General features: G+C 64.3%; 17 protein-coding genes and 2 tRNA genes. 5 read left to right on the top strand and 14 right to left on the bottom strand.

Annotation, left to right across the window (positions count from 1 at the left end):
* Positions 1-26: 26 nt before the first annotated feature.
* From H7A12_11240 to H7A12_11230, 3 genes are read left to right on the top strand one after another with little or no spacing between them, the layout of a single operon-like run.
* Positions 27-1,232: a hydrolase gene (locus tag H7A12_11240; protein ID MCP5321382.1), complete on the top strand. Its 1,206-nt coding sequence runs from the start codon at positions 27-29 to the stop codon at positions 1,230-1,232.
* A gap of 57 nt (positions 1,233-1,289) precedes the next feature.
* Positions 1,290-3,071, top strand: coding sequence for a VCBS repeat-containing protein (locus tag H7A12_11235; protein ID MCP5321381.1), 1,782 nt, complete (start codon positions 1,290-1,292; stop codon positions 3,069-3,071).
* 30 nt (positions 3,072-3,101) lie between these two features.
* Entirely contained in the window at positions 3,102-4,967 is a 1,866-nt protein-coding gene (locus H7A12_11230) for a TonB-dependent receptor (GenBank protein ID MCP5321380.1), read from the top strand.
* Between the two features lie 186 nt (positions 4,968-5,153).
* On the opposite strand, the gene H7A12_11225 is transcribed toward H7A12_11230, so the two are convergent.
* The 8 genes from H7A12_11225 to rnr form a co-directional block, all read right to left on the bottom strand.
* Positions 5,154-5,227: transfer RNA gene (locus H7A12_11225), tRNA-Gly, on the bottom strand.
* Positions 5,228-5,334: 107 nt separating this feature from the next.
* Positions 5,335-6,741 (bottom strand): replicative DNA helicase, encoded by a 1,407-nt coding sequence (dnaB, locus tag H7A12_11220; protein ID MCP5321379.1) that lies wholly within the window; start codon positions 6,739-6,741, stop codon positions 5,335-5,337.
* A 91-nt stretch (positions 6,742-6,832) separates the two neighbouring features.
* On the bottom strand, positions 6,833-7,279 hold the full coding sequence (gene rplI / locus H7A12_11215; GenBank protein ID MCP5321378.1) for a 50S ribosomal protein L9: 447 nt from the start codon (positions 7,277-7,279) through the stop codon (positions 6,833-6,835).
* 37 nt (positions 7,280-7,316) lie between these two features.
* Positions 7,317-8,177, bottom strand: coding sequence for a hypothetical protein (locus H7A12_11210; protein ID MCP5321377.1), 861 nt, complete (start codon positions 8,175-8,177; stop codon positions 7,317-7,319).
* Positions 8,178-8,217: 40 nt separating this feature from the next.
* A complete protein-coding gene (locus H7A12_11205; protein MCP5321376.1) occupies positions 8,218-8,445 on the bottom strand; it encodes a 30S ribosomal protein S18 in 228 nt (75 codons plus the stop codon).
* 51 nt (positions 8,446-8,496) lie between these two features.
* A complete protein-coding gene (gene rpsF, locus H7A12_11200; GenBank protein MCP5321375.1) occupies positions 8,497-8,916 on the bottom strand; it encodes a 30S ribosomal protein S6 in 420 nt (139 codons plus the stop codon).
* A gap of 394 nt (positions 8,917-9,310) precedes the next feature.
* Positions 9,311-10,054 (bottom strand): 23S rRNA (guanosine(2251)-2'-O)-methyltransferase RlmB, encoded by a 744-nt coding sequence (gene rlmB / locus H7A12_11195; GenBank protein MCP5321374.1) that lies wholly within the window; start codon positions 10,052-10,054, stop codon positions 9,311-9,313.
* Positions 10,055-10,065: 11 nt separating this feature from the next.
* Positions 10,066-12,423 carry a ribonuclease R gene (gene rnr, locus H7A12_11190; GenBank protein MCP5321373.1) on the bottom strand — a complete coding sequence of 786 codons (2,358 nt, stop codon included), beginning with the start codon at positions 12,421-12,423 and terminating at the stop codon, positions 10,066-10,068.
* A gap of 84 nt (positions 12,424-12,507) precedes the next feature.
* Between rnr and H7A12_11185 the strand changes: the two genes are divergently transcribed.
* Together H7A12_11185 and H7A12_11180 are read left to right on the top strand one after the other, a co-directional pair.
* Positions 12,508-12,594: transfer RNA gene (locus H7A12_11185), tRNA-Leu, on the top strand.
* A 114-nt stretch (positions 12,595-12,708) separates the two neighbouring features.
* Positions 12,709-13,602, top strand: coding sequence for a TIGR00730 family Rossman fold protein (locus H7A12_11180; GenBank protein MCP5321372.1), 894 nt, complete (start codon positions 12,709-12,711; stop codon positions 13,600-13,602).
* A 196-nt stretch (positions 13,603-13,798) separates the two neighbouring features.
* Here the strand turns inward: H7A12_11180 and H7A12_11175 are convergent, their stop codons facing one another.
* The 6 genes from H7A12_11175 to hflK all read right to left on the bottom strand — a co-directional run bounded on the left by H7A12_11175 (position 13,799) and on the right by hflK (position 19,143).
* A complete protein-coding gene (locus H7A12_11175) occupies positions 13,799-14,119 on the bottom strand; it encodes an RNA-binding protein (GenBank protein ID MCP5321371.1) in 321 nt (106 codons plus the stop codon).
* A gap of 164 nt (positions 14,120-14,283) precedes the next feature.
* Complete coding sequence (locus H7A12_11170; GenBank protein ID MCP5321370.1) at positions 14,284-15,582, bottom strand: adenylosuccinate synthase; 1,299 nt, start codon at positions 15,580-15,582, stop codon at positions 14,284-14,286.
* 19 nt (positions 15,583-15,601) lie between these two features.
* The gene (locus H7A12_11165) at positions 15,602-16,798 is read right to left on the bottom strand and encodes an ATP phosphoribosyltransferase regulatory subunit (protein ID MCP5321369.1); all 1,197 of its coding nucleotides are present in this window, start codon (positions 16,796-16,798) and stop codon (positions 15,602-15,604) included.
* A gap of 22 nt (positions 16,799-16,820) precedes the next feature.
* On the bottom strand, positions 16,821-17,006 hold the full coding sequence (locus H7A12_11160) for a DUF2065 domain-containing protein (protein MCP5321368.1): 186 nt from the start codon (positions 17,004-17,006) through the stop codon (positions 16,821-16,823).
* A gap of 89 nt (positions 17,007-17,095) precedes the next feature.
* Entirely contained in the window at positions 17,096-17,971 is an 876-nt protein-coding gene (gene hflC / locus H7A12_11155) for a protease modulator HflC (protein MCP5321367.1), read from the bottom strand.
* The gene (hflK, locus tag H7A12_11150) at positions 17,971-19,143 is read right to left on the bottom strand and encodes an FtsH protease activity modulator HflK (protein ID MCP5321366.1); all 1,173 of its coding nucleotides are present in this window, start codon (positions 19,141-19,143) and stop codon (positions 17,971-17,973) included. The genes hflC and hflK overlap by 1 nt, the downstream gene beginning before the upstream one ends.
* Between the last annotated feature and the right edge of the window lie 13 nt (positions 19,144-19,156).

The raw sequence follows: 19,156 nt of genomic DNA, 5'->3' as shown, positions 1-19,156 counted from the left end.
CTGGATGTACCCGAGGTCACGGAAAAATGACAACCACGCCAACATCATCACCCCCTCAGCCGGTCGCCCCGTACATTGCGCTCGGCCTGTCGACGGTCGCCTACGGCATCGGCGCGCGCGCGCACATCCGCCACAACCTCGAAACCATCGAGGAGGCGATCCACGCATCGATGTCGATCGTGGGCATCAACATGCCGGTGCGCGTGGTTGCGCTGGCCGAGGGCGCGCTGACCGGCTTCACCGACGAGATATTCGACCTGCCGCACACGCTCGCGGCCTCCGAACTGTTCATCGACATCCCGGGCGAGGAGACGGAGTTCCTGGGGCGGCTGGCACGGATGTACGACACCTACATCATCGCCCAGTGCAAGGCACGCTGGCCCGAGGTGATGCCAGATCGTTTTTTCAACACGCTGTTCGTGATCGACCGGCGTGGCGAGGTCGTACACAAGGCGGCCAAGAACCACCTGTGGTGCCGCGAACGCTCGTGCACACCGCACGACGTCTATGATCGTTGGGTCGAGCTTTACGGCAGCGGCATCGAGGCGTTCTATCCGGTGCTGCGCACCGAGGACATCGGCAACATCGGCACCATCTGCTGCTCCGACGGCGAATACCCTGAGGCGGTGCGCGCGCTGACGTTCAACGGCGCGGAGCTCGTCTATCGCCCCTCGGAAGCGGTACCGATGACGAACGTCGGCGCCTCGCCGGGCGGCAGCTGGATGGTGCAGAACCGCGGCCACGCGGAGTTCAACAACGTCTACATGCTGTGTCCGAACATCGGTCCGGTCTATCTGTCGGCATCGGCCCGGCATCCGATCGATATCTCGGGCGGCAACGGCCACGTCGTCGGTTATCGCGGCGAGGTGCTGAGCCACAACGCCTCCGGGGCGAACACGGTGGTGTCGGCGGTGATCGACATCGAGGCGCTGCGCCAGTTCCGCGCGATGAACCTGAACAGCAACTGGATGAAGGATCTGCGCACCGAGCTGTTCCGCGAGATGTACGCGCAGCCGGTCCATCCGAAGAACCTCTGGATGGCGCAGGATCCGCTGCATCACCGCGAGGTTGACGAGGTGTACCGCGCAAACATCCAGCGGCTGTACGCCAGAGGATCGTGGACACGACCGTACCACGCGTTCCCTGGCGCGCAACTTATGCCCGAGGACGCGCGTGGCATGAGCGAAGAGCAATGGCGCGAAGCGCGCGCCATGTGGAGCTGCTGGGACTGAACGGCATCCTGCGGCCGGCGCGGCACGTATTCACCCTGACGATCGGGAGACTCCACGATGAGGCCATTACCCTGCTCACGTGCGCTGCGCACGCTCCTCGCCACGGCCGGACTGCTCTCCCTCGCCACCATCGCCGCTCCGTCCGAGGGGCGCGACGCCGCCGCGACGCCGCAGCCGGAACGCAGCGCCGAGGAACTGATCGAGCAACATTGCACGCGCTGTCACCTCGCGCCCGACCCGCGCGACCTGTCGCGTGAGTACTGGTCGTTCGCGCTGCATTACATGGGCAACTATGTGGGCATGAAAGGCGACGAATTCGAGGACATGACCGTCTCACCGGTACCGCCGGACTGGGAGCCGCAGCAGGACTATACGAAGCGCTACATCCTCAGCGACAGTCACGGTTACATGCGTGATCTGTATCCGTTCAAGGCATGGATCCCGCCGCAGCCCGAGATGAGCGCGGAGGAGTTCCGCCGCATCCGTGCCTACTACCTAGAGCACTCACTGCCGTGGCAGGAAATGGAGATCAAGCGGCCGAAGGCGCCGCTGGCGCCGGGATTCGAGCCGGTGGTCCCGCCGCTCGATCTGGAACCCAACGCGCTGGTGCTCGCGACCCGCGTCGACGAGAAACGCCGCCGCATCTACGTAGGGCGCTCGGTGATCGACGACTGGGTGGGCGGCGGCGAACGCAAGCCGGGCTTCGACCGCTGGGACGACATCGTGGTCCTGGATCTGGATACCGGCAAGCGCCTCGGGCTGCAGAACGTCGACAGCGACCCGATCCACATGACGCTGACCGACACCGGCGTGCGCGTGCTGACGCACGGACGCTTCCCGATGACCAAGGTCGGCATCGCGGCGCTGACCGACTGGGAGTTCGATGGCGCCACGCCACGGGCGCGCATGCTGGTGAACGGCAAGCAGCGTTTCGTCGAACACCAGATGGCCGATATGAACGGCGACGGGCTGGAGGACATAGTGGCCAATGCCTTCGGTGACGGCATCGCCGGCGACGCGCAGGCCGAACTGACGATCTTCTGGCAGACGCCGGAGTTCGGTACCCGATGGCAGGACGCACCGGCGACGATTCCGCCCGGCGTGCTCTCCGGAGCGCTGCGCGAGACCATCGTCAGCAACCAGGGCGGACTGATCGGCAGCGCGGTCGGTGATATCGACAACGACGGTCTGCCCGACATCGCGGCGCTGGTCGCACAGGGACGCCAGGAGCTGCTGGTATTCATCAACAACGGCGACCAGACCTTCACCCGCCACCTGATCGAGCAGAACACGCCGTCCTTCGGCGGCAATGCGGTGAAGGTCGCCGACTTCGATGGCGACGGCAGGCTCGACCTGCTGGTGCTCAATGGCGACAACGTGGCCGGCAACCACGTGGGGAACATCGTTCCGGCGCCGCGACCGCAGCACTCGGTGCGCGTGTTCCGGAACCTCGGCGACGTGAAGTTCGCCAAGGCATTCCATTATCCGATGCACGGCGCCGCACGTTCGGTGATCCACGATTTCGACGCCGACGGCGATCAGGACATCGCGGTGGTGTCGTTGTTTCCCCAGTGGAACGCGCCCGAACCGGAGAGCTTCGTGTATCTGGAAAACAGGGGGAACTTCCACTTCGAACCCTACTCCTTCGCCAGTGAGTTCTTCGGTGTCTGGGTGTCGGTCGAGGCGGCGGACGTCAACGCCGACGGCAAGCCCGATATCGTGCTCGGGCTGGGGGATTTCCCGGAACTGGTGCCGGCGGACTGGAAGACGGCGCATCCGATCATGAAAGGCAGGGGTGGCAAGGCGCCCAGCGTGATTTACCTGATCAACCGCCACTGAGCGGTCTGTCGGCAACAGAAGAGACAGCTCATGCGCTCACTGGTCACGCTGCTTGCCCTGGCCGTATCGCACTCGTTCGCCATGGCCGCACCGGAAGCGGTGGAGGAAATCGTCGTCGGTTCGCATCTGGAGGACCACGGCTTGCACACCGGGACACGATTCACCATCGATCGGGCCGCACTCGACGACATGATGCCGGGCGGGGCGGAGCAGTTGCTGCAGCGGCTGCCGGGAGTGTCCGTCTATCAGCCCGGCGGTGCAGGCGGGGTATCGGAGGTGTTCCTTCGCGGGGCAGAGTCGAACTTCACGGCGGTCTACGTCGACGGTGTCCGCATGAACAATCCCGCAAACGACCGCGGCGGCTCGTTCGACTGGTCGACCCTGGCAATCAACGAAATCGAGCGTATCGACATGGCGGTAGGCGCCATGTCGGCGATCCATGGATCGGATGCCATGGCTGGCGTGATACGCATCGAGACGGCATGGCCGCAACCAGGACATGTCAGCGCGTACACCGAGCTCGGCAGTGACCGCTCGTGGCGGGCTGGCGTGGCGGCGTCGACGGACATTGGCGAAGCCAGCAACGCCGGCGTGCGCGTATCGGCGCTCGATGCAGGCACCGCAGTCAAGGGGGCACGGCTTCGCCTCGACAGTTTTTCCGCACGCGTGTCCGGGGTTCACCACGGCAAAGATCCCTGGCGATTCGGGCTGCGCGTGACCGATCGTCGGCGCAGCAGCTATCCGGAAGTCAGCGGCGGCCCGCGCTACGCGGTACTGGATGCGCTGGAGCACGCCGACGGCTCCGAGGTCGCGCTGTCCGGGAGCGGTGAGTGGACGGTTCTGGAGTGGTGGCAGACCGAGCTGGCGACAAACTGGTTGCGACTCGAGGATGACAGCCGCACTCCACCGGTTGCGCCGGGCATGCTGGACGGTCAGCCCGGCTACACCAGTGACAGCAGGTATGAACGGGCACAGCTGCAGTGGATCAACCGGGTGGCGCTCGCTGCAGGCTCCAGGCTCGCGTTCGGTGCCGATGTGGTCAAGGAGGACGGTCGTGACGACGGCGCGCTGGATATGGGTTTCACCGTGCTGCCGAACAACTACCGCATGGAGCGCAATGCACGTTCGGGTTTCATCGAGTGGGAACACCCGTGGGCGGGTGACTTTTCGTCAACGCTGGCGCTCAGGCACGATGACGGCACCGGCGAGGCGCGCAACTCCGGAGCGTTGGGCCTGGCACGGGCGCTCACCTCGGTGAACGGCCGGGCGTGGGTACGCCTCGCCAACGGATTCAAGGCGCCGAGCTTCTTCGCCCTCGGCAACCCGCTGTACGGTAACCGGGACCTGAAGCCCGAGAAGGTCAGAAGCGTCGAGCTCGGCTACGACCAGACATTCGGCGACCGCGGTACGGCAGGCATATCCCTGTTCCGCAGTAAATTCGAGGGCCTGGTCGATTTTGATTTCGAGACCTTCCGCCACGTCAATCACGGCAAGATCGACATCGATGGCGTGTCCCTGTATGCGCGATTCACCGTGACAGCGGACGTTGGTTTCGCGATTGATGCCACTCTGCTCGACGTCCGCAGCGACTCCGGTCCGCTGCGACGTCGTCCGGAAAACACCGGCGGTATCCACCTCGACTGGAAGCCATCGACGCTCTGGTCGGTGGATGCCGCACTGCGCTATGTCGGCAAACGCCTGATCACGTCGATTCCGACGGGTGACGTCACGGATGGTGCATACCTGGTTGCCGATGCGACGGTGCGCTTCCATCCGGCCGAACACGTATCGTTGTGGTTCGCAATCGACAACGGGTTCGATACCAACTACAGCAACGCACCGGGGTTCCCCGCTCCCGGCATCCAGGCGCGGCTCGGCACCGACCTGCGTTTCTGAAACCAGGGCGCAAGCCACCGGGCGTAGACCGTCATGAAGGTGTGCTCGCCCGCCAGCATCACGGCGTGGCGCTGCCGCTCGCGATCCGCGTCTGGATTGATACCGCTTGCGCATCATCAACCCTGACAATGACTTGCGGCGCTCCTTGGCGCTTGATGCTCGATGGAGGCCCTTGGCAAGTCGAAGTGGAGCGGGTGATGGGAATCGAACCCACGTTAGCAGCTTGGGAAGCTGCAGTTCTGCCATTGAACTACACCCGCATGCGATGCGCTCAGGGGAGGCATTCTACCGGCGCGCTGCGTTGACGCAACCCATCGGCGTTCCTCCCGGATCGGCCAGAAACCGGGCATGACCGGGGTGTCCGCGCTCACAAGCCGGACGAATAGTCGTAGGACGAATCGGCAAGATTCTCGAAGCGGGTGAACTCGCGCCGGAAGGCCAGCCGTACCGTCCCGATCGGGCCGTTACGCTGCTTGCCGATGATGATCTCGGCGACGCCCTTCTCGGGCGATTCCTCGTGGTACACCTCGTCACGGTAGATGAATGCGATCACATCGGCATCCTGCTCGATCGAGCCTGATTCACGCAGGTCCGACATCACCGGGCGCTTGTTCGGACGCTGCTCCAGCGAACGGTTGAGCTGCGACAGCGCAACCACGGGGCAGTTGAACTCCTTCGCGATCGCCTTCAGGCTGCGCGAGATCTCCGACACTTCGTTCACGCGCCCCTCGGCGGAGCCGGGTATCTGCATCAGCTGCAGATAGTCGACCATGATCAAGGCAATATCACCACGCTCGCGGCGCAGACGCCTCGCACGTGCACGCACTTCGGCCGGCGACAGCGCTGCCGCGTCGTCGATATACAGCGGGCGGTCCTTGAGTGCGGCTACCGCTGCGGTGAGCTTCGGCCAATCTTCCTGCAGCAACTGGCCGTTGCGCAGCCGTTGCTGGTCGATGCGGCCTATCGAGGACAGCATCCGCACGATCAGCGATTCGGCCGGCATTTCCATCGAAAACACGAGCACGGGCTGCTCCTGCTTCAGCACGGCGTGTTCGACCAGGTTCATCGCGAACGCCGTCTTGCCCATCGAGGGGCGTCCGGCGACGATGATCAGGTCCGAGCGCTGCAACCCCGCGGTGCGGTCATCGAGGTCGATATAGCCGGTACTGAGCCCGGTCAGCGCGCTCTTGTTCTGGAACAGTTCGTCGATACGGTTGATCGTGGCTCGCAGCAGCTCGGTGACGAAACGCGGACCGCCACGAGTGAGCCGGCTCTCGCTGATCTCGGCGATACGGCGCTCGGCCTCCTCCAGCAGCTCTTCACCACTGCGCCCGTCAGGGCTGAAGTTGCGCGTCGCGATTTCGCCTGCAGCGGCGATCAGTTGGCGCATCGTCGAGCGCTCGCGCACGATCAGCGCATAGGCGCTGACGTTCGCCGCACTCGGGGTATTGGTTGCCAGCTCACCGAGATAGGCCAGCCCGCCGATCGCGTCGAGCTCACCGATACCGGCAAGATGCTCCGATAACGTGATCACGTCGAACGGCTGGGAAGCCGTAGAAAGCGCGCTCATCGCCTCGAAGATGAGACGGTGCTCGTGGCGGTAGAAATCCGCTGGGCTGACCAGCTCCATGACCCGATCCCAGGCCTGGTTGTCCAGCATCAGGCCACCGAGCAGGGACTGCTCGGCTTCGATCGAGTGCGGTGGAATCTTCAGATTGCCGACGTCGAGCGTCGGGCCGGCGTGCCTTGCCTGCGGGAACCGGGAATCAGCCATCGCACGCGTCCGCATGGGGGGGCCGGCGATATTCCCACCACGGAAAAATGGCTGTCAACCGCACACGGCCGACAGCCATCGCCGGCATCGTTCACAGCGGAACGATACTGAGCTTGACGGTCTGCGCGACTTCCGTGTGCAGTTGCACATCGATGTCGAATTCTCCGGTGCTGCGCAGGGCGCCTGCCGGCAGGCGTACCTCGCTTTTCGTGACTTCGACGCCGGCTGCGGTAATCGCGTCGGCGATGTCGCGCGCACCGACCGATCCGAACAGCCGCCCTTCGTCGCCGCAGTTCGCCTGGATCGTGATCGTCAAGCCTTCCAGTTTCGCGGCGCGAGCCTGGGCTGCGCCCATGCGTTCTGCCGCTGCCTTCTCGAGCTCGGCGCGTCGCGCCTCGAAACGAGCAATGTTCTCCGCCGTCGCGGATACGGCCTTGCCGTAGGGAATCAGGAAGTTGCGGCCAAAACCGCTTTTTACCTTGACCTGATCACCGAGGTTGCCCAGGCGACCGACCTTTTCGAGCAGAATGACGTCCATTGCAATCGTCCTCAACAGATTCCCGTGTTTATGCGCATCAGCCACCCGGCTTGCGGGCGGCCCAGCCGCGAATATCGATCCAGCCGTCCATCGCGGCAAGCACCACGAGGAACTGCTTGAACGGCGCGAACAACAACAGCGCCGCATAGAAAAAACCCAACCATGCACCCAGTCCGCGCGCTGCAACCAGCGCATGTACCAGGCCGATTCCGGCAAACACCAAGGGCACCAGCGGCATCCATACCCAGATCCGGAAACCCTCGCCAAGTGCCGCAAATCCGAATGCCAGCAGCAACAACCCCAGCACCTGGCGCCGCTCGAGCCGCAGCGCGTGGAATTCCGTGCGGAACCCGCCCGCGTTGTACAGCATCGCCTGCCACCAGCGCGCGAGAATCAGCCCGAGCACCAGTGTCACCGCGAGAATCAGCCCGAACATCCCGGCGATATCGCCCGCACCGGGCACCTTCAGCATCGCGTGCACCGGCGCATCGACCGTCGCCTGCTGCGCGATACTGTTCACCAGCTCGGCAAACAGCTTCTCGACGCTTGCAAGGTAGCCGCTGCCGACGGTGATCAGCCCGCCACCGAACAGCAGCCCGAGTACGCTGGCGCTGCAGAGCGCCCACGGCCAAGACGCCGTCAGCCGCAACACCCACGCCACGACCGTGATTCCGAGCAGCGTCGCGAGCGGCATGATCTCGCCGAAGTACGCTGTTGCTGCAGCCGGGAGCAGCGTCCACAGCATCACCAGCATGCCTTCACGCACACCCTGGCGCAGCGTGACGAGTCCGACCACCGCCGCACCCAGCCAGAAGAACATCGGCAGCATGGTAGCAGTCACGGCGACCAGCAACGCCTCGCGGCGCCCGCGCATCACGAATTCGGCAAGGGCTCGCATAACCGGTTCTCACCGCCCCGCTTGCGCGGGTCGGAGCGGATCAGCGGTGCTGGTCCGTGTACGGCAGCAACGCCAGGAAACGGGCACGCTTGATCGCGACCGACAACTGGCGCTGGTAATGTGCCTTGGTTCCCGTGATGCGGCTCGGCACGATGGTGCCGGTCTCGTTGATGTATTCGCGCAGGACGTCGAGATCCTTGTAATCGATCTCCTTTACGCCCTCGGCGGTAAAACGGCAAAACTTGCGGCGACGGAAATAACGGGCCATCGTCCAGACTCCTCGATTCGACAGATTCCTGAATGCCGATCCGGATCCGCATCAAGCGGACTCGGACTCCTCTTCGACCGGCTCTTCCTCGCGCTCCGTACGCGGACGACGGCGCTCGCCATCGTCGCGACCACGGCGATCGCGGCCCTCACGCTCGGCGCGCATGATCGGCGATTCGGCGGTGATCGCCTCGTCACGACGGATGATCAGGTGACGCAGGATCGCATCGTTGTAACGGAACGTGGTTTCCAGCTCCTGCATCACCGCGTTCGAGGCTTCGACATTCATCAGCACGTAGTGTGCCTTGTGCACCTTGTCGATCAGGTGGGCAAGCTGGCGCCGTCCCCAGTCTTCCAGACGGTGGACCTTGCCGCCGTCACGGGCCACTGCCTGGGTATACCTTTCGATCATCCCGGGCACCTGTTCGCTCTGGTCCGGATGAACCAGAAACACGATTTCATAGTGTCGCATCGTCACTCCCTACGGTTTGAACAGCCTCCCGCGGTGGGCGGTGAGGCAAGGAGGTTTCCCCGCGGCTCGCGCAAGGGAGGGCGAATTCTAGAGAAGTGGATCCGCAGGCGCAATGTGCAATTTGCCTGTCGGCCGTGCAGGTCGGCATTCGTGCCGACGGTTGATGCCTGCACCCGTCGTAGGTTGGCATTCATGCCGACGGTTGATGCCTGTACCCGTCATAGGTCGACATTCATGCCGACGGTTGATGCCTGTACCCGTCGTAGGTCGGCGTTCATGCCGACGGGAATGTCGGATTGAAATCCGACCAGCATCCGGCGGGTCGAAAAGGCCGTCTCAAAACCCCATGGGCGCTCACGTGATCTGCGCGTGACGACAGCCTCGGAAGCCGGACCTATGTCGTGCGCTGGCGGCGCGCTTCATACAGAAAGACGCCGGTGGCAACCGATACGTTGAGGCTGTCGACCTCTCCGCACATCGGAATCGCCGCCAGATGATCGCAGTGTTCGCGGGTCAGGCGCCGCATGCCGCTTCCCTCGGCACCCATCACCAGCGCCACCGCACCGCGCAGGTCGATCGCCGGCAACGCTTCGCCCGCCTCTCCCGCCGCCCCGACGACCCACACGCCTGCCTGCTGCAGCGCGCGCAGCGCGCGTGCGAGGTTGGTAACGATCACCAGCGGCACCACGTCTGCAGCTCCCGACGCCACCTTGCGTGCAGTGGCGTTCAGCGGGGCTGCGTTGTCGCGCGGCACGATCACCGCGTGCGCACCGAAGGCATCCGCCGAACGCAGGCAGGCACCGAGGTTATGCGGGTCGGTGACCGCATCGAGCACCAGCAACAGCGCCGGCTCTGACAGAGCCGGCAACAGCGTGTCGAGCAGGAAGCTCTCGCTGAGCGGCTCCGCCGCGCGCACTTGCGCCACCACCCCCTGGTGCACACCCGGCGCGAGTCGGTCGAGTTCTTCGCGCGCACATTCGCGCACTGCGATTCCGTTCACGCGCGCGGTCTGCAGCAGCTCCTCCAGCCGCTGGTCACGCCGTCCGCGCAGCACTGCGAGCGATTCGACCCGCTCCGGACTGCGACGCAACAACGCGCCGATGGCATGGATGCCGTGGATGCGTTCACGCTCCATCACGTCGACCCCACTCAGCGGTGCCGCCGGTGCGGCGTGCGCCGGGAACCGCCTTCCCGGACGCGCACCTTGCGCCGCCCCCTAGCAGCGTCTTCGTCGATCAGCAGATCGATCTTGCGCTCGTCGAGATCGACGCGTGCGATCTGCACCCGCACGCGATCACCGAGGCGGTAGACGCGTCGCGTACGATCACCGATCAGCCGATGACCCGAAGCGTCGAAGTGGTAGTAGTCATTCTGCAGCGTAGCGACATGCACGAGCCCGTCCGCATAGACCTCCTGCAGCTCGACGAACAGTCCAAAACCGGTCACTCCGCTGACCACACCATCGAACACCTCGCCAACCCGATCCTGCAGATACTCGCACTTGAGCCAGTTCATCACGTCGCGCGCGGCCTCGTCGGCACGCCGCTCCGCCATCGAGCAATGCTCGCCGAGTTCGTTCATGGCGACCAAATCGTAGGGATACGTCTTGTGTGGCGCGAGCAACTTCGCGCCTTCGACACGTCGCACCTGCGTGCTGGCACTCTGTGCGCGGATGACCGAACGCAGCGCACGGTGCACGAGCAGGTCGGGATAGCGGCGAATCGGCGATGTAAAGTGTGCGTAGGCCGGGTAATTGAGACCGAAATGACCGAGGTTTTCCGGCTGATAACGCGCCTGGCTCAGCGAGCGCAGCATCACACTTTCGATCACATGCCGGTCGGGGCGCTCCTGCACCGAGGCGATCAGGCTCTGGTAGTCGCCAGGCTGCGGTTTGTCGCCGCCACGCAACGACAACCCGAGTTCTCCGAGGAACCTGCGCAGCGACTCGAGCTTCTCGCCTGACGGCCCTTCGTGCACGCGATACAGCGCGGGTATACGGTGCTTCTGCAGGAATCGGGCGGTGGCGACGTTCGCCGCCAGCATGCATTCCTCGATCAGTTTGTGCGCGTCGTTGCGCTCGACCGGCATGACCTCTTCGATCTTGCGGTCGGGACCGAACACGATCCGGGTCTCGCTGGTCTCGAAATCGATCGCGCCGCGCTCGTCACGTGCTGCCCGCAGCGCGCGGTAAAGCGCGTGCAGCTCCTGCAGGCGCACCGCAAGTGCGGGCGCAATGCCGGCATCCTCGCCAGCGAGCGTGGCGGCAACACGCGTGTACGTGAGTCGTGCCGCCGAACGGATCACCGCTTCGGCAAACCAGAAACGACCCAGCGATCCGTCGCGCGCGATCTCCATCTCGCACACCAGCGCAAGACGATCGACTTCGGGCTGCAGCGAGCACAGACCGTTGGACAGTTCCTCGGGCAACATCGGCACCACACGACCCGGGAAGTACACCGACGTACCGCGACGACGCGCCTCCGCATCGAGCGGCGCGCCCGGTGTCACATAGTGCGAAACGTCGGCGATTGCGACCCATAATCGCCAACCGCTGCCACGGCGCCTTTCACAATAGACCGCATCGTCGAAATCCTTGGCATCCTCGCCATCGATGGTGACGAACGCCAGCTCGCGCAGGTCCATGCGTCGTGCCTTGTCGGCACGCCGTGGTTCGGGGGCAAAACGCACGGCCTCGGCGCGCACATCGTTCGGCCACACGAACGGCACATCGTGCGTGCGCAGCGCGACCTCGATCTCCATTCCGGGCGCCATGTGATCCCCGAGCACCTCGACAACGGCACCGGTGGGCGGCGCGTCGACGGCCGGCGGCGTAACGATGCGCACGGTGACGTACTGTCCCTCGTGCGCTTCGGCGCAGTCTGCGTCGCGCACCAGCACCTCGTGCTGGATGCGCGGGTTCTCTGCAACGACGTAGTTCACGCCGTGCTGGCGGCGGATGCGCCCGACGATGAGTTCGGTGTTGCGCTTCAGCACCTCGACGATCGCCGCCTCGCGCCGGCCGCGGTGATCCAGTCCGGTCACGCGTGCGAGCACCTCATCGCCATGGAACACGCGCCGCATCTGGCGCCCCTGCAGATACAGGTCGTCACCGCCGTCGGCGGGCACCAGGAAACCATGACCTTCCCGGCTCGCCTGCACGGTTCCGCGCACAAGGTCCATGCGCGCGACTGCACCCCAGGCGCCGCGGCGATTGCACACCAACTGGCCATCACGCGCCATCGCGCGCAGGCGCCGGCGCAGCGCTTCGCAACGGTCCTCTGCCTCGAGATCGAGCCTCACAGCGAGCTCTTCCAGCGTGAGCGGCACGCCGGCATGCTCGAGCGTGGCAAGGATGAATTCGCGGCTCGCGATGGGGTTTTCATAGCGGGCGGCCTCGTCGGCATGACGCGGATCACGCCTGGATGCGTGGCCTGCACTTCGCTTGCTCGGCACGGTGTTGTCTCCGGGGATGGGGAGCGCCGTGGCTTGGCGCAATCGGTGCGGCATTATACATATGTGGGGATTGACACTGCGGGCGGCCCTCAGTAGAGTGCGCGGCCTGTTCGCGGGAGACCTTCCCGCAGGCCCCTTGCCCAGGTGGCGGAACTGGTAGACGCGCTAGCTTCAGGTGCTAGTTATCGAAAGGTAGTGGAGGTTCAAGTCCTCTCCTGGGCACCATTCCCCCCTTCCCCTCGCCGGACTGCTGTGGCTGTTGCCGGGAACGCTGCTACGCTGGATGCATGACGCCGAATACGTCGGCGGTCGTTGAACACACCCCAGCGAGGCAACGGCATGGGACGCAGGAAACGCGATCTACGCACGAAGTTCTTTCCGAGCGCACGCGAAGACGCCGCACGTGCCAGCCGCTATCGCAACGGCTCGTACCGCCTCGCGTTTGCCGACCGCGATTTCCTGCTGCGCGAGGACTTGCGCCCGATACGCCTGCAGCTCGAACTGCTGAAGCCGGACCTGATCCAGCAGGAGCATGGCGTCCATTCGACGGTCGTGATCTTCGGCAGTGCGCGCCACCTGTCACAGGAGCAGGCCCAGGAGCAGCTCGACGTGGCGCGCGCCGAAGCGGCATTGAATCCGCACGACCAAGCCCATCAGGCCGCAGTGAAGCGTGCCGAGCGAAAACTGCGCAACAGCTTCTTCTATGAAGAGGCACGTCGTCTCGGCGCGCTGATCACGCAGAACAGCGAGCGCATCGAGGGCTGCAAGCTGCTGGTCGTGACCGGCGGAGGCCCAGGCATCATGGAGGCAGCGAATCGCGGTGCGCACGAAGCGGGGGGCAAGAGCATCGGCTTGAATATCGTACTGCCTGCCGAGCAGGCACCAAACCCGTACATCACACCGGAGCTGTGTTTCCAGTTCCATTACTTTGCAGCACGGAAGATGCATTTCCTGATGCGAGCACGCGCCCTGGTGGCGTTCCCGGGCGGCTATGGCACGCTCGACGAGTTGTTCGAAACACTGACGTTGATCCAGACCGGCAAGACCGAGCGGCTGCCGATACTGCTGTTCGGTGAAGCGTTCTGGCGCCGCCTGGTCGATTTTGACCTGCTGGTCGAGGAAGGACACATCGAGGCCACCGATCTCGATCTGTTCCACTTCGTCGAGACGGCGGAACAGGCCTGGGACGAGATCGCAGCATTTTACGGCCTCGGAGGCTGCGCACCGGACTGAGGCATCAGGGTCTGCAGGAAAGAGTACGGAATCGGCAGCCCGGACAATGGAAAACCGACCCGTTCCTTGACAGGAACGAGTGCTCGCAAAAGAGAAAAACGCACCTTCTGCAACAGACGGTGCGCTCCGGGTGGACTGGCCGCAGACCAAACGACCTGCGGCCACGCTCAGAAGCGGCGTACCGCTCCGTCAGCAATCACCAACGCTTGGGGCGACGATCTCCACCACCGCCGCCGCCACCACCGCCACCGGGACGGCGGTCTTCACGCGGGCGTGCTTCGTTCACGCGCAATGCACGGCCATTGATCTCGTGACCATTCAGCTTGTTGATCGCAGCACTGCCTTCGTCGTCCGACGGCATCTCCACGAAACCAAACCCCTTCGAACGATCGGTTTCCCGATCCATGACGACCTTGGCCGACGACACATTCCCGAATTCCTCGAACAGCGCGAGCAGGTCGTTATCGCGGACGCTGTAGGGCAGGTTTCCAACGTAGATATTCATTCGATTAATCATCCTGGCGCCGTTTGCGTAGCTGGAGTGCCAATACCCCGACGCGGCAAAAAGCGTTGGCACCATTGAAAACCGGATTCACGACGAAGCCGGCCGCCGCATTCTAACTGAAAAAGTATCGCCGTCCAGCGGGTCGGCCACCTCGATGCGACGGCGGTCCAGTGACATCAGGACTGCCCGAACGGATCACGCAGCACGATGGTCTCGCTGCGGTCCGGACCGGTAGACACGATATCGATCCCGACGCCGACGAACTCTGCGATGCGCTCGATATAGCTGCGTGCCTCCCGCGGCAGTCTCTCCCACACGGTGATGCCGAGCGTCGACTCCTGCCAGCCGGGCATCGTCTCGTAGACCGGCACCAGACTCTCGAAGTCGGCGCTGTCGCGTGGCGTACCGACGATCTGCCCGGAGCTGTCCTCGTAGCCAACACAGAAGTTGATCGATTCGAGCCCATCGAGCACGTCGAGCTTCGTGATGCACAGCCCGCTCACGCTGTTGATGCGCACCACCTCGCGCAGCGATACCGCATCGAACCAGCCGCAGCGGCGCGGGCGCCCGGTGGTCGCTCCGAATTCATGGCCGCGACGTGCCAGATGCGCACCGACCTCATCGAACAATTCGGTTGGAAAGGGACCGGAACCGACACGCGTGGTATAGGCCTTGGTAATGCCGAGCACGTAATCGAGATAGAGCGGACCGAAGCCGCTGCCGGTCGCGGTGCCACCAGCCGTGGTGTTCGAGGAGGTCACGTACGGATAGGTGCCATGATCGATATCGAGCAGTGCGCCCTGCGCCCCCTCGAACAGGATGCGCTTGCCTGCATGACGGTATTCATGCAGCAACGCCGGAACGTCAGCCATCAGCGACCGCAGCGCGGCGCCGTGTGCGAGCGCCTGATCGAGGGTCTCCCGGATGTCGAGCACCGGAGCGTGGTAGTACTCGCGCAGCACGAAATTGTGATAGTCCATCACCTCGCGCAGCCTGGCCTCGAAACGCGCGGCATCGCGCAGATCACCGAGGCGCAGACCACGGCGCGCAGCCTTGTCTTCGTATGCGGGACCAATGCCGCGCCCGGTGGTACCGATCTTCGCGTCGCCGCGCGCATTCTCGCGCGCGAGATCGAGCGCGACGTGGTACGGCAGGATCAGCGGGCACGCGGGGCTCAGGCGCAGCCGCTCGCGCACCGGCACCCCGTTCGACTCGAGCGCGGCGATTTCCGCAAGCAAGGCCTCGGGCGAAAGCACCACACCGTTGCCGATCAGGCATAGCACTCCCGCACGCAGCACGCCTGATGGCACCAGATGCAGCACGGTCTTCTGACCATCGATCACCAGTGTGTGCCCGGCGTTGTGTCCACCCTGGAAGCGCACCACTGCGGTGACGTTCTCGGTCAGCAGATCCACGATCTTGCCCTTGCCCTCATCACCCCACTGGGTGCCGAGAACCACTACGTTATTCGCCATTTCCCTTTTACCTGTCAGATCAGAGGGTATCGATTCGCCACGCAGCACCGGCACGGTGCAGTTCGCGATCACAGCAGGCACTCGTACGCTGCCCGGGCAACCCGGTGAGCACGCGTTCGCCTGCATCCCGCAGCCGGCAAACCTCGTCCCAGGCATCGCAGGCAAGCTCATGGGCGACGAAGATCCCGTGTGACGGGATCACCGCGGTCTCCGGTGGCAGCACACCCAGCAGCGTTTTCAAATCGAAGCTGAAGCCGGTAGCCGGTCGCGCTCGCCCGAACACTCGCCCGATGTCGTCGTAGCGACCACCGTTGGAGACCGCCTCGCCCTGTCCACCCACATACGCCGCAAACACCAGCCCGGTGTGGTAATGGTAGCCATGCAGTTCGCAGAGATCGAAATGCAGCGTCACACCGGGCGCGCGCGCGCCGATTCTCCCGGCCAGCGCCGTCAGCTCGTCCAGTGCGGCACACGCTGCCGGTGCGCGCTCCGCAAACAGCTCCCGTGCCTGCACGAGCACGTCCTCCCCACCGCTCAGGCTCGCGAGCCGACGCAGCAGCGCCGCATCGGCCGGCTCCAGATCGGCAGCATCGACCAGCGCGGCGATGGCAGGTGCCGATTTGTACTGCAATGCATCGAACAGCGCCTCGCGCACGGTGCGCGGCAACGCCAGCTCCCGCATCAGTTCACGGAAGATTCCTACGTGCCCCAGATCGAGCGTGACCTCGCGCACACCGAGGCGGCGCAGGGTCTCGAGCATCAGGCAGACGACCTCGAGATCGGATTCGGCACTCGCATCACCATAGAGTTCGGCACCGAGCTGAATCGGCGAGCGCGAAGCAAACGGCGAGCGCCGCCGTGTGTGCAGCACGCTGCCCGCATAACACAGTCGCACCGGCCCTTCGCGGCGCAGGCTGTGCGCATCGATACGCGCCGTCTGCGCGGTGATGTCGGAGCGCACCCCGAGCAGGCGACCGGAGAGCTGGTCGGTAAGCGTAAACGTCTGCAGGTCGAGATCCTTGCCGAGCCCGATGAGCAGCGAGTCGGTGAACTCGATCAGCGGCGGGATCACGAGTTCATAACCCCAGCGCGCGAAGAGGTCGAGCAGTTCGCGACGCAGCCGCTCGACACGCGCCGCCTGGGCCGGGAGCAACTCCTCGACCCCCTCGGGCAATAGCCAGCGCTCTTCGCCGGCAGGCGTGTCGAACGTGCTCATCGCGATTCCTGCGACCGTCGCTTCAGTTGATCAGGTATAGCAGCACCGTACCGCAAAGCATCGCACACAACCCTGCGATACGCAGGCGGCGGTCGTCGACCTGCGCCACGGCGAGCAGCATCGAGCGCCATGCCGACGGCGACAGAAAGGGCATGATCCCTTCGATCACGAGTACCAGACAGCAGGCTATTGCGAAATCGTGCCACATCCGGGGATGGATCCGCTCAGGTCGATGCAGACCGCGCCCCGGCGAGCGCGGCGCATCCTATCACAAAGGCCCGTGCCATCGAGTCCGGGCTAGCGCTTGCCGTGCGATTCCTTCAGGTAACGGAAAAAATCACTGCGCGGATCGAGCACCATCAGATCCTGGGTGCCATCGAAAGCATTTTCGTAGGCTTTCAGGCTGCGCGTGAACGCATAGAACTCGGGATCCCTGGAGTACGCCGCAGCATAGACCGCCGCCGCTTCGGCATCGCCTTCACCACGCGCGAGTTCCGCATCACGATACGCCTCGGCTTCGATGATCGTGACCTGACGGTCGGCATCGGCGCGGATCTTCTCCGCCTCCTCCTTGCCCTGCGATCGATACTCACGCGCCAGCTTCTCGCGTTCGGCAGACATGCGGCTGAACACCGCATCGCTGACCTCGTCGGGAAGATCGATCTTCTTCACGCGCACGTCGATCACCTCGATACCCAGGGTCCGCTGCGCCGCCGTATTCAACTCGGCCGTGAGATCAGACATCAGCTTCTCACGCTCGCCCGCGACCACCTCGTGCAGGCGCCGCTTGCCGAACTGGTTACGCAAGCCGTCGTTGGCACGTGCAGCGAGTCGTGCCATCGCCGCCGCCTCATCACCACCGGTCGCACGATAGTAGGTTTCGACATCCGCGATGCGCCACTTCGAATACGAGTCGACGATCAGGCGCTTCTTTTCCAGCGTGTAGAAACTCTCGGGCGGAATATCGAGCGTCAGCACCCGCGCATCGAACTTGCGCACCTCATCGATCAGCGGCAACTTCACGTGCAGGCCCGGCCGGCTGTCGACCGCCAGCAGCGCGCCGAAACGCAACACCACCGCACATTCGGTTTCGCGGACCACATAGAGGGATCCCGACAACATCGCCAGCGAGGCAACGAACAGCACCAGATAAAGCAGTATCTTTCCGTTCATCAGCGACGCTCCCTTTCACGACCGGTCGGCTGACGAGCCTCGGTACGCAGCCTCTGCACGACTTCTTCCGCGATCCGGTCGACACTGGGTGCAGTACCGGCGGACGGCGCCTGGCGCGCACCCTGCACGGGCGCCGCAGCCCCCCCGCCGAGGCGGTCCAGCGGCAGATACAGCACATTGTTGCCCCCATCGATATCGACCAGCACCTTCGAACTGCCGGCGAACACGCGCTGCAGCGACTCGAGGTAGAGGCGTTCGCGCGTGACTCCGGGCGCCTTGCTGTACTCTGCCAGGAGTTTCTCGAACCGCTGCGCCTCGCCCTGCGCCTCGGCAACCACCTTGCTGCGGTAAGCGGCTGCTTCCTCGAGCATGCGCTGTGCGCGCCCACGTGCTTCGGGAACGATACCGTTGGCGTAGGCGCTGGCCTCGTTCTTCAGCCGCTCCTCGTCTTCCTTGGCCTTGATCACGTCATCGAACGCCGCCTTGACCTGTGCTGGCGGCTTCGCCTCCTGGATCGTCACCTTCACCACCTGGATGCCGGTACCGTAATTGTCCAGATAGCTCTGCAGCTTCGTCCTGACGTCAGCACTGATCTGGCCGCGCCCTTCCGACAGCACCTGGTCGAGCTTGCTGCTGCCGGCGACATGACGCAGCGCGCTTTCGGTAGCCTGGCGCAAGCTGAACTCGGGGTCGCGCACGTTCAGTACAAAAGCCTTCACATCGGCGATGTTGTACTGTACGACGAGCTGCAGCTCGACGATGTTCTCGTCCTGCGTAAGCATGCGTCCCTCGGAGCCGTACTGGCGTTCGCGCGTCACGTTGACGGGAATCACCTGATCGACCAGCCGCGGCCGCCAGCTCAGGCCCGGGCCGAGGGTTTCGTGATAGCGCCCGAAACGCAGCACCACACCGCGCTCCTGCTCGTCGATCACGTAGATGCCAAGGTAGAACCACACCCCGAACACGAGCAGGGCGACCAGACCGAGGATCGCGGCGTTCAGGCGCATATCGGCCGGGTCCGCACCTGGACCGCGACCGGAACCACCACCGCCGAACACCCCACCCAGCTTGTTGCGGAACCTGCGCAGCGCCTCATCGAGATCGGGTGGACCCTGATCACCCCCCCAGGGATCACGCTGCTTGCCGTTTCCTCCTGGTTCATTCCAGGCCATGACGTTCTCCAAC

The organism is Pseudomonadales bacterium (assembly GCA_024234165.1).
Taxonomy (GTDB): domain Bacteria; phylum Pseudomonadota; class Gammaproteobacteria; order Pseudomonadales; family UBA5518; genus UBA5518.
This window is presented reverse-complemented; position numbering and strand designations above follow the sequence as displayed.

Excerpts from the sequence above, each read along its gene's own strand:
- H7A12_11240 (MCP5321382.1), top strand. The coding sequence starts at position 27 with ATGACAACCACGCCAACATCATCACCCCCTCAGCCGGTCGCCCCGTAC.
- H7A12_11235 (MCP5321381.1), top strand. The coding sequence starts at position 1,290 with ATGAGGCCATTACCCTGCTCACGTGCGCTGCGCACGCTCCTCGCCACG.
- H7A12_11230 (MCP5321380.1), top strand. The coding sequence starts at position 3,102 with ATGCGCTCACTGGTCACGCTGCTTGCCCTGGCCGTATCGCACTCGTTC.
- dnaB (MCP5321379.1), bottom strand. The coding sequence starts at position 6,741 with ATGGCTGATTCCCGGTTCCCGCAGGCAAGGCACGCCGGCCCGACGCTC.
- rplI (MCP5321378.1), bottom strand. The coding sequence starts at position 7,279 with ATGGACGTCATTCTGCTCGAAAAGGTCGGTCGCCTGGGCAACCTCGGT.
- H7A12_11210 (MCP5321377.1), bottom strand. The coding sequence starts at position 8,177 with ATGCGAGCCCTTGCCGAATTCGTGATGCGCGGGCGCCGCGAGGCGTTG.
- H7A12_11205 (MCP5321376.1), bottom strand. The coding sequence starts at position 8,445 with ATGGCCCGTTATTTCCGTCGCCGCAAGTTTTGCCGTTTTACCGCCGAG.
- rpsF (MCP5321375.1), bottom strand. The coding sequence starts at position 8,916 with ATGCGACACTATGAAATCGTGTTTCTGGTTCATCCGGACCAGAGCGAA.
- rnr (MCP5321373.1), bottom strand. The coding sequence starts at position 12,423 with ATGCCGCACCGATTGCGCCAAGCCACGGCGCTCCCCATCCCCGGAGAC.
- H7A12_11180 (MCP5321372.1), top strand. The coding sequence starts at position 12,709 with ATGGGACGCAGGAAACGCGATCTACGCACGAAGTTCTTTCCGAGCGCA.
- H7A12_11175 (MCP5321371.1), bottom strand. The coding sequence starts at position 14,119 with ATGATTAATCGAATGAATATCTACGTTGGAAACCTGCCCTACAGCGTC.
- H7A12_11170 (MCP5321370.1), bottom strand. The coding sequence starts at position 15,582 with ATGGCGAATAACGTAGTGGTTCTCGGCACCCAGTGGGGTGATGAGGGC.
- H7A12_11165 (MCP5321369.1), bottom strand. The coding sequence starts at position 16,798 with ATGAGCACGTTCGACACGCCTGCCGGCGAAGAGCGCTGGCTATTGCCC.
- H7A12_11160 (MCP5321368.1), bottom strand. The coding sequence starts at position 17,006 with ATGTGGCACGATTTCGCAATAGCCTGCTGTCTGGTACTCGTGATCGAA.
- hflC (MCP5321367.1), bottom strand. The coding sequence starts at position 17,971 with ATGAACGGAAAGATACTGCTTTATCTGGTGCTGTTCGTTGCCTCGCTG.
- hflK (MCP5321366.1), bottom strand. The coding sequence starts at position 19,143 with ATGGCCTGGAATGAACCAGGAGGAAACGGCAAGCAGCGTGATCCCTGG.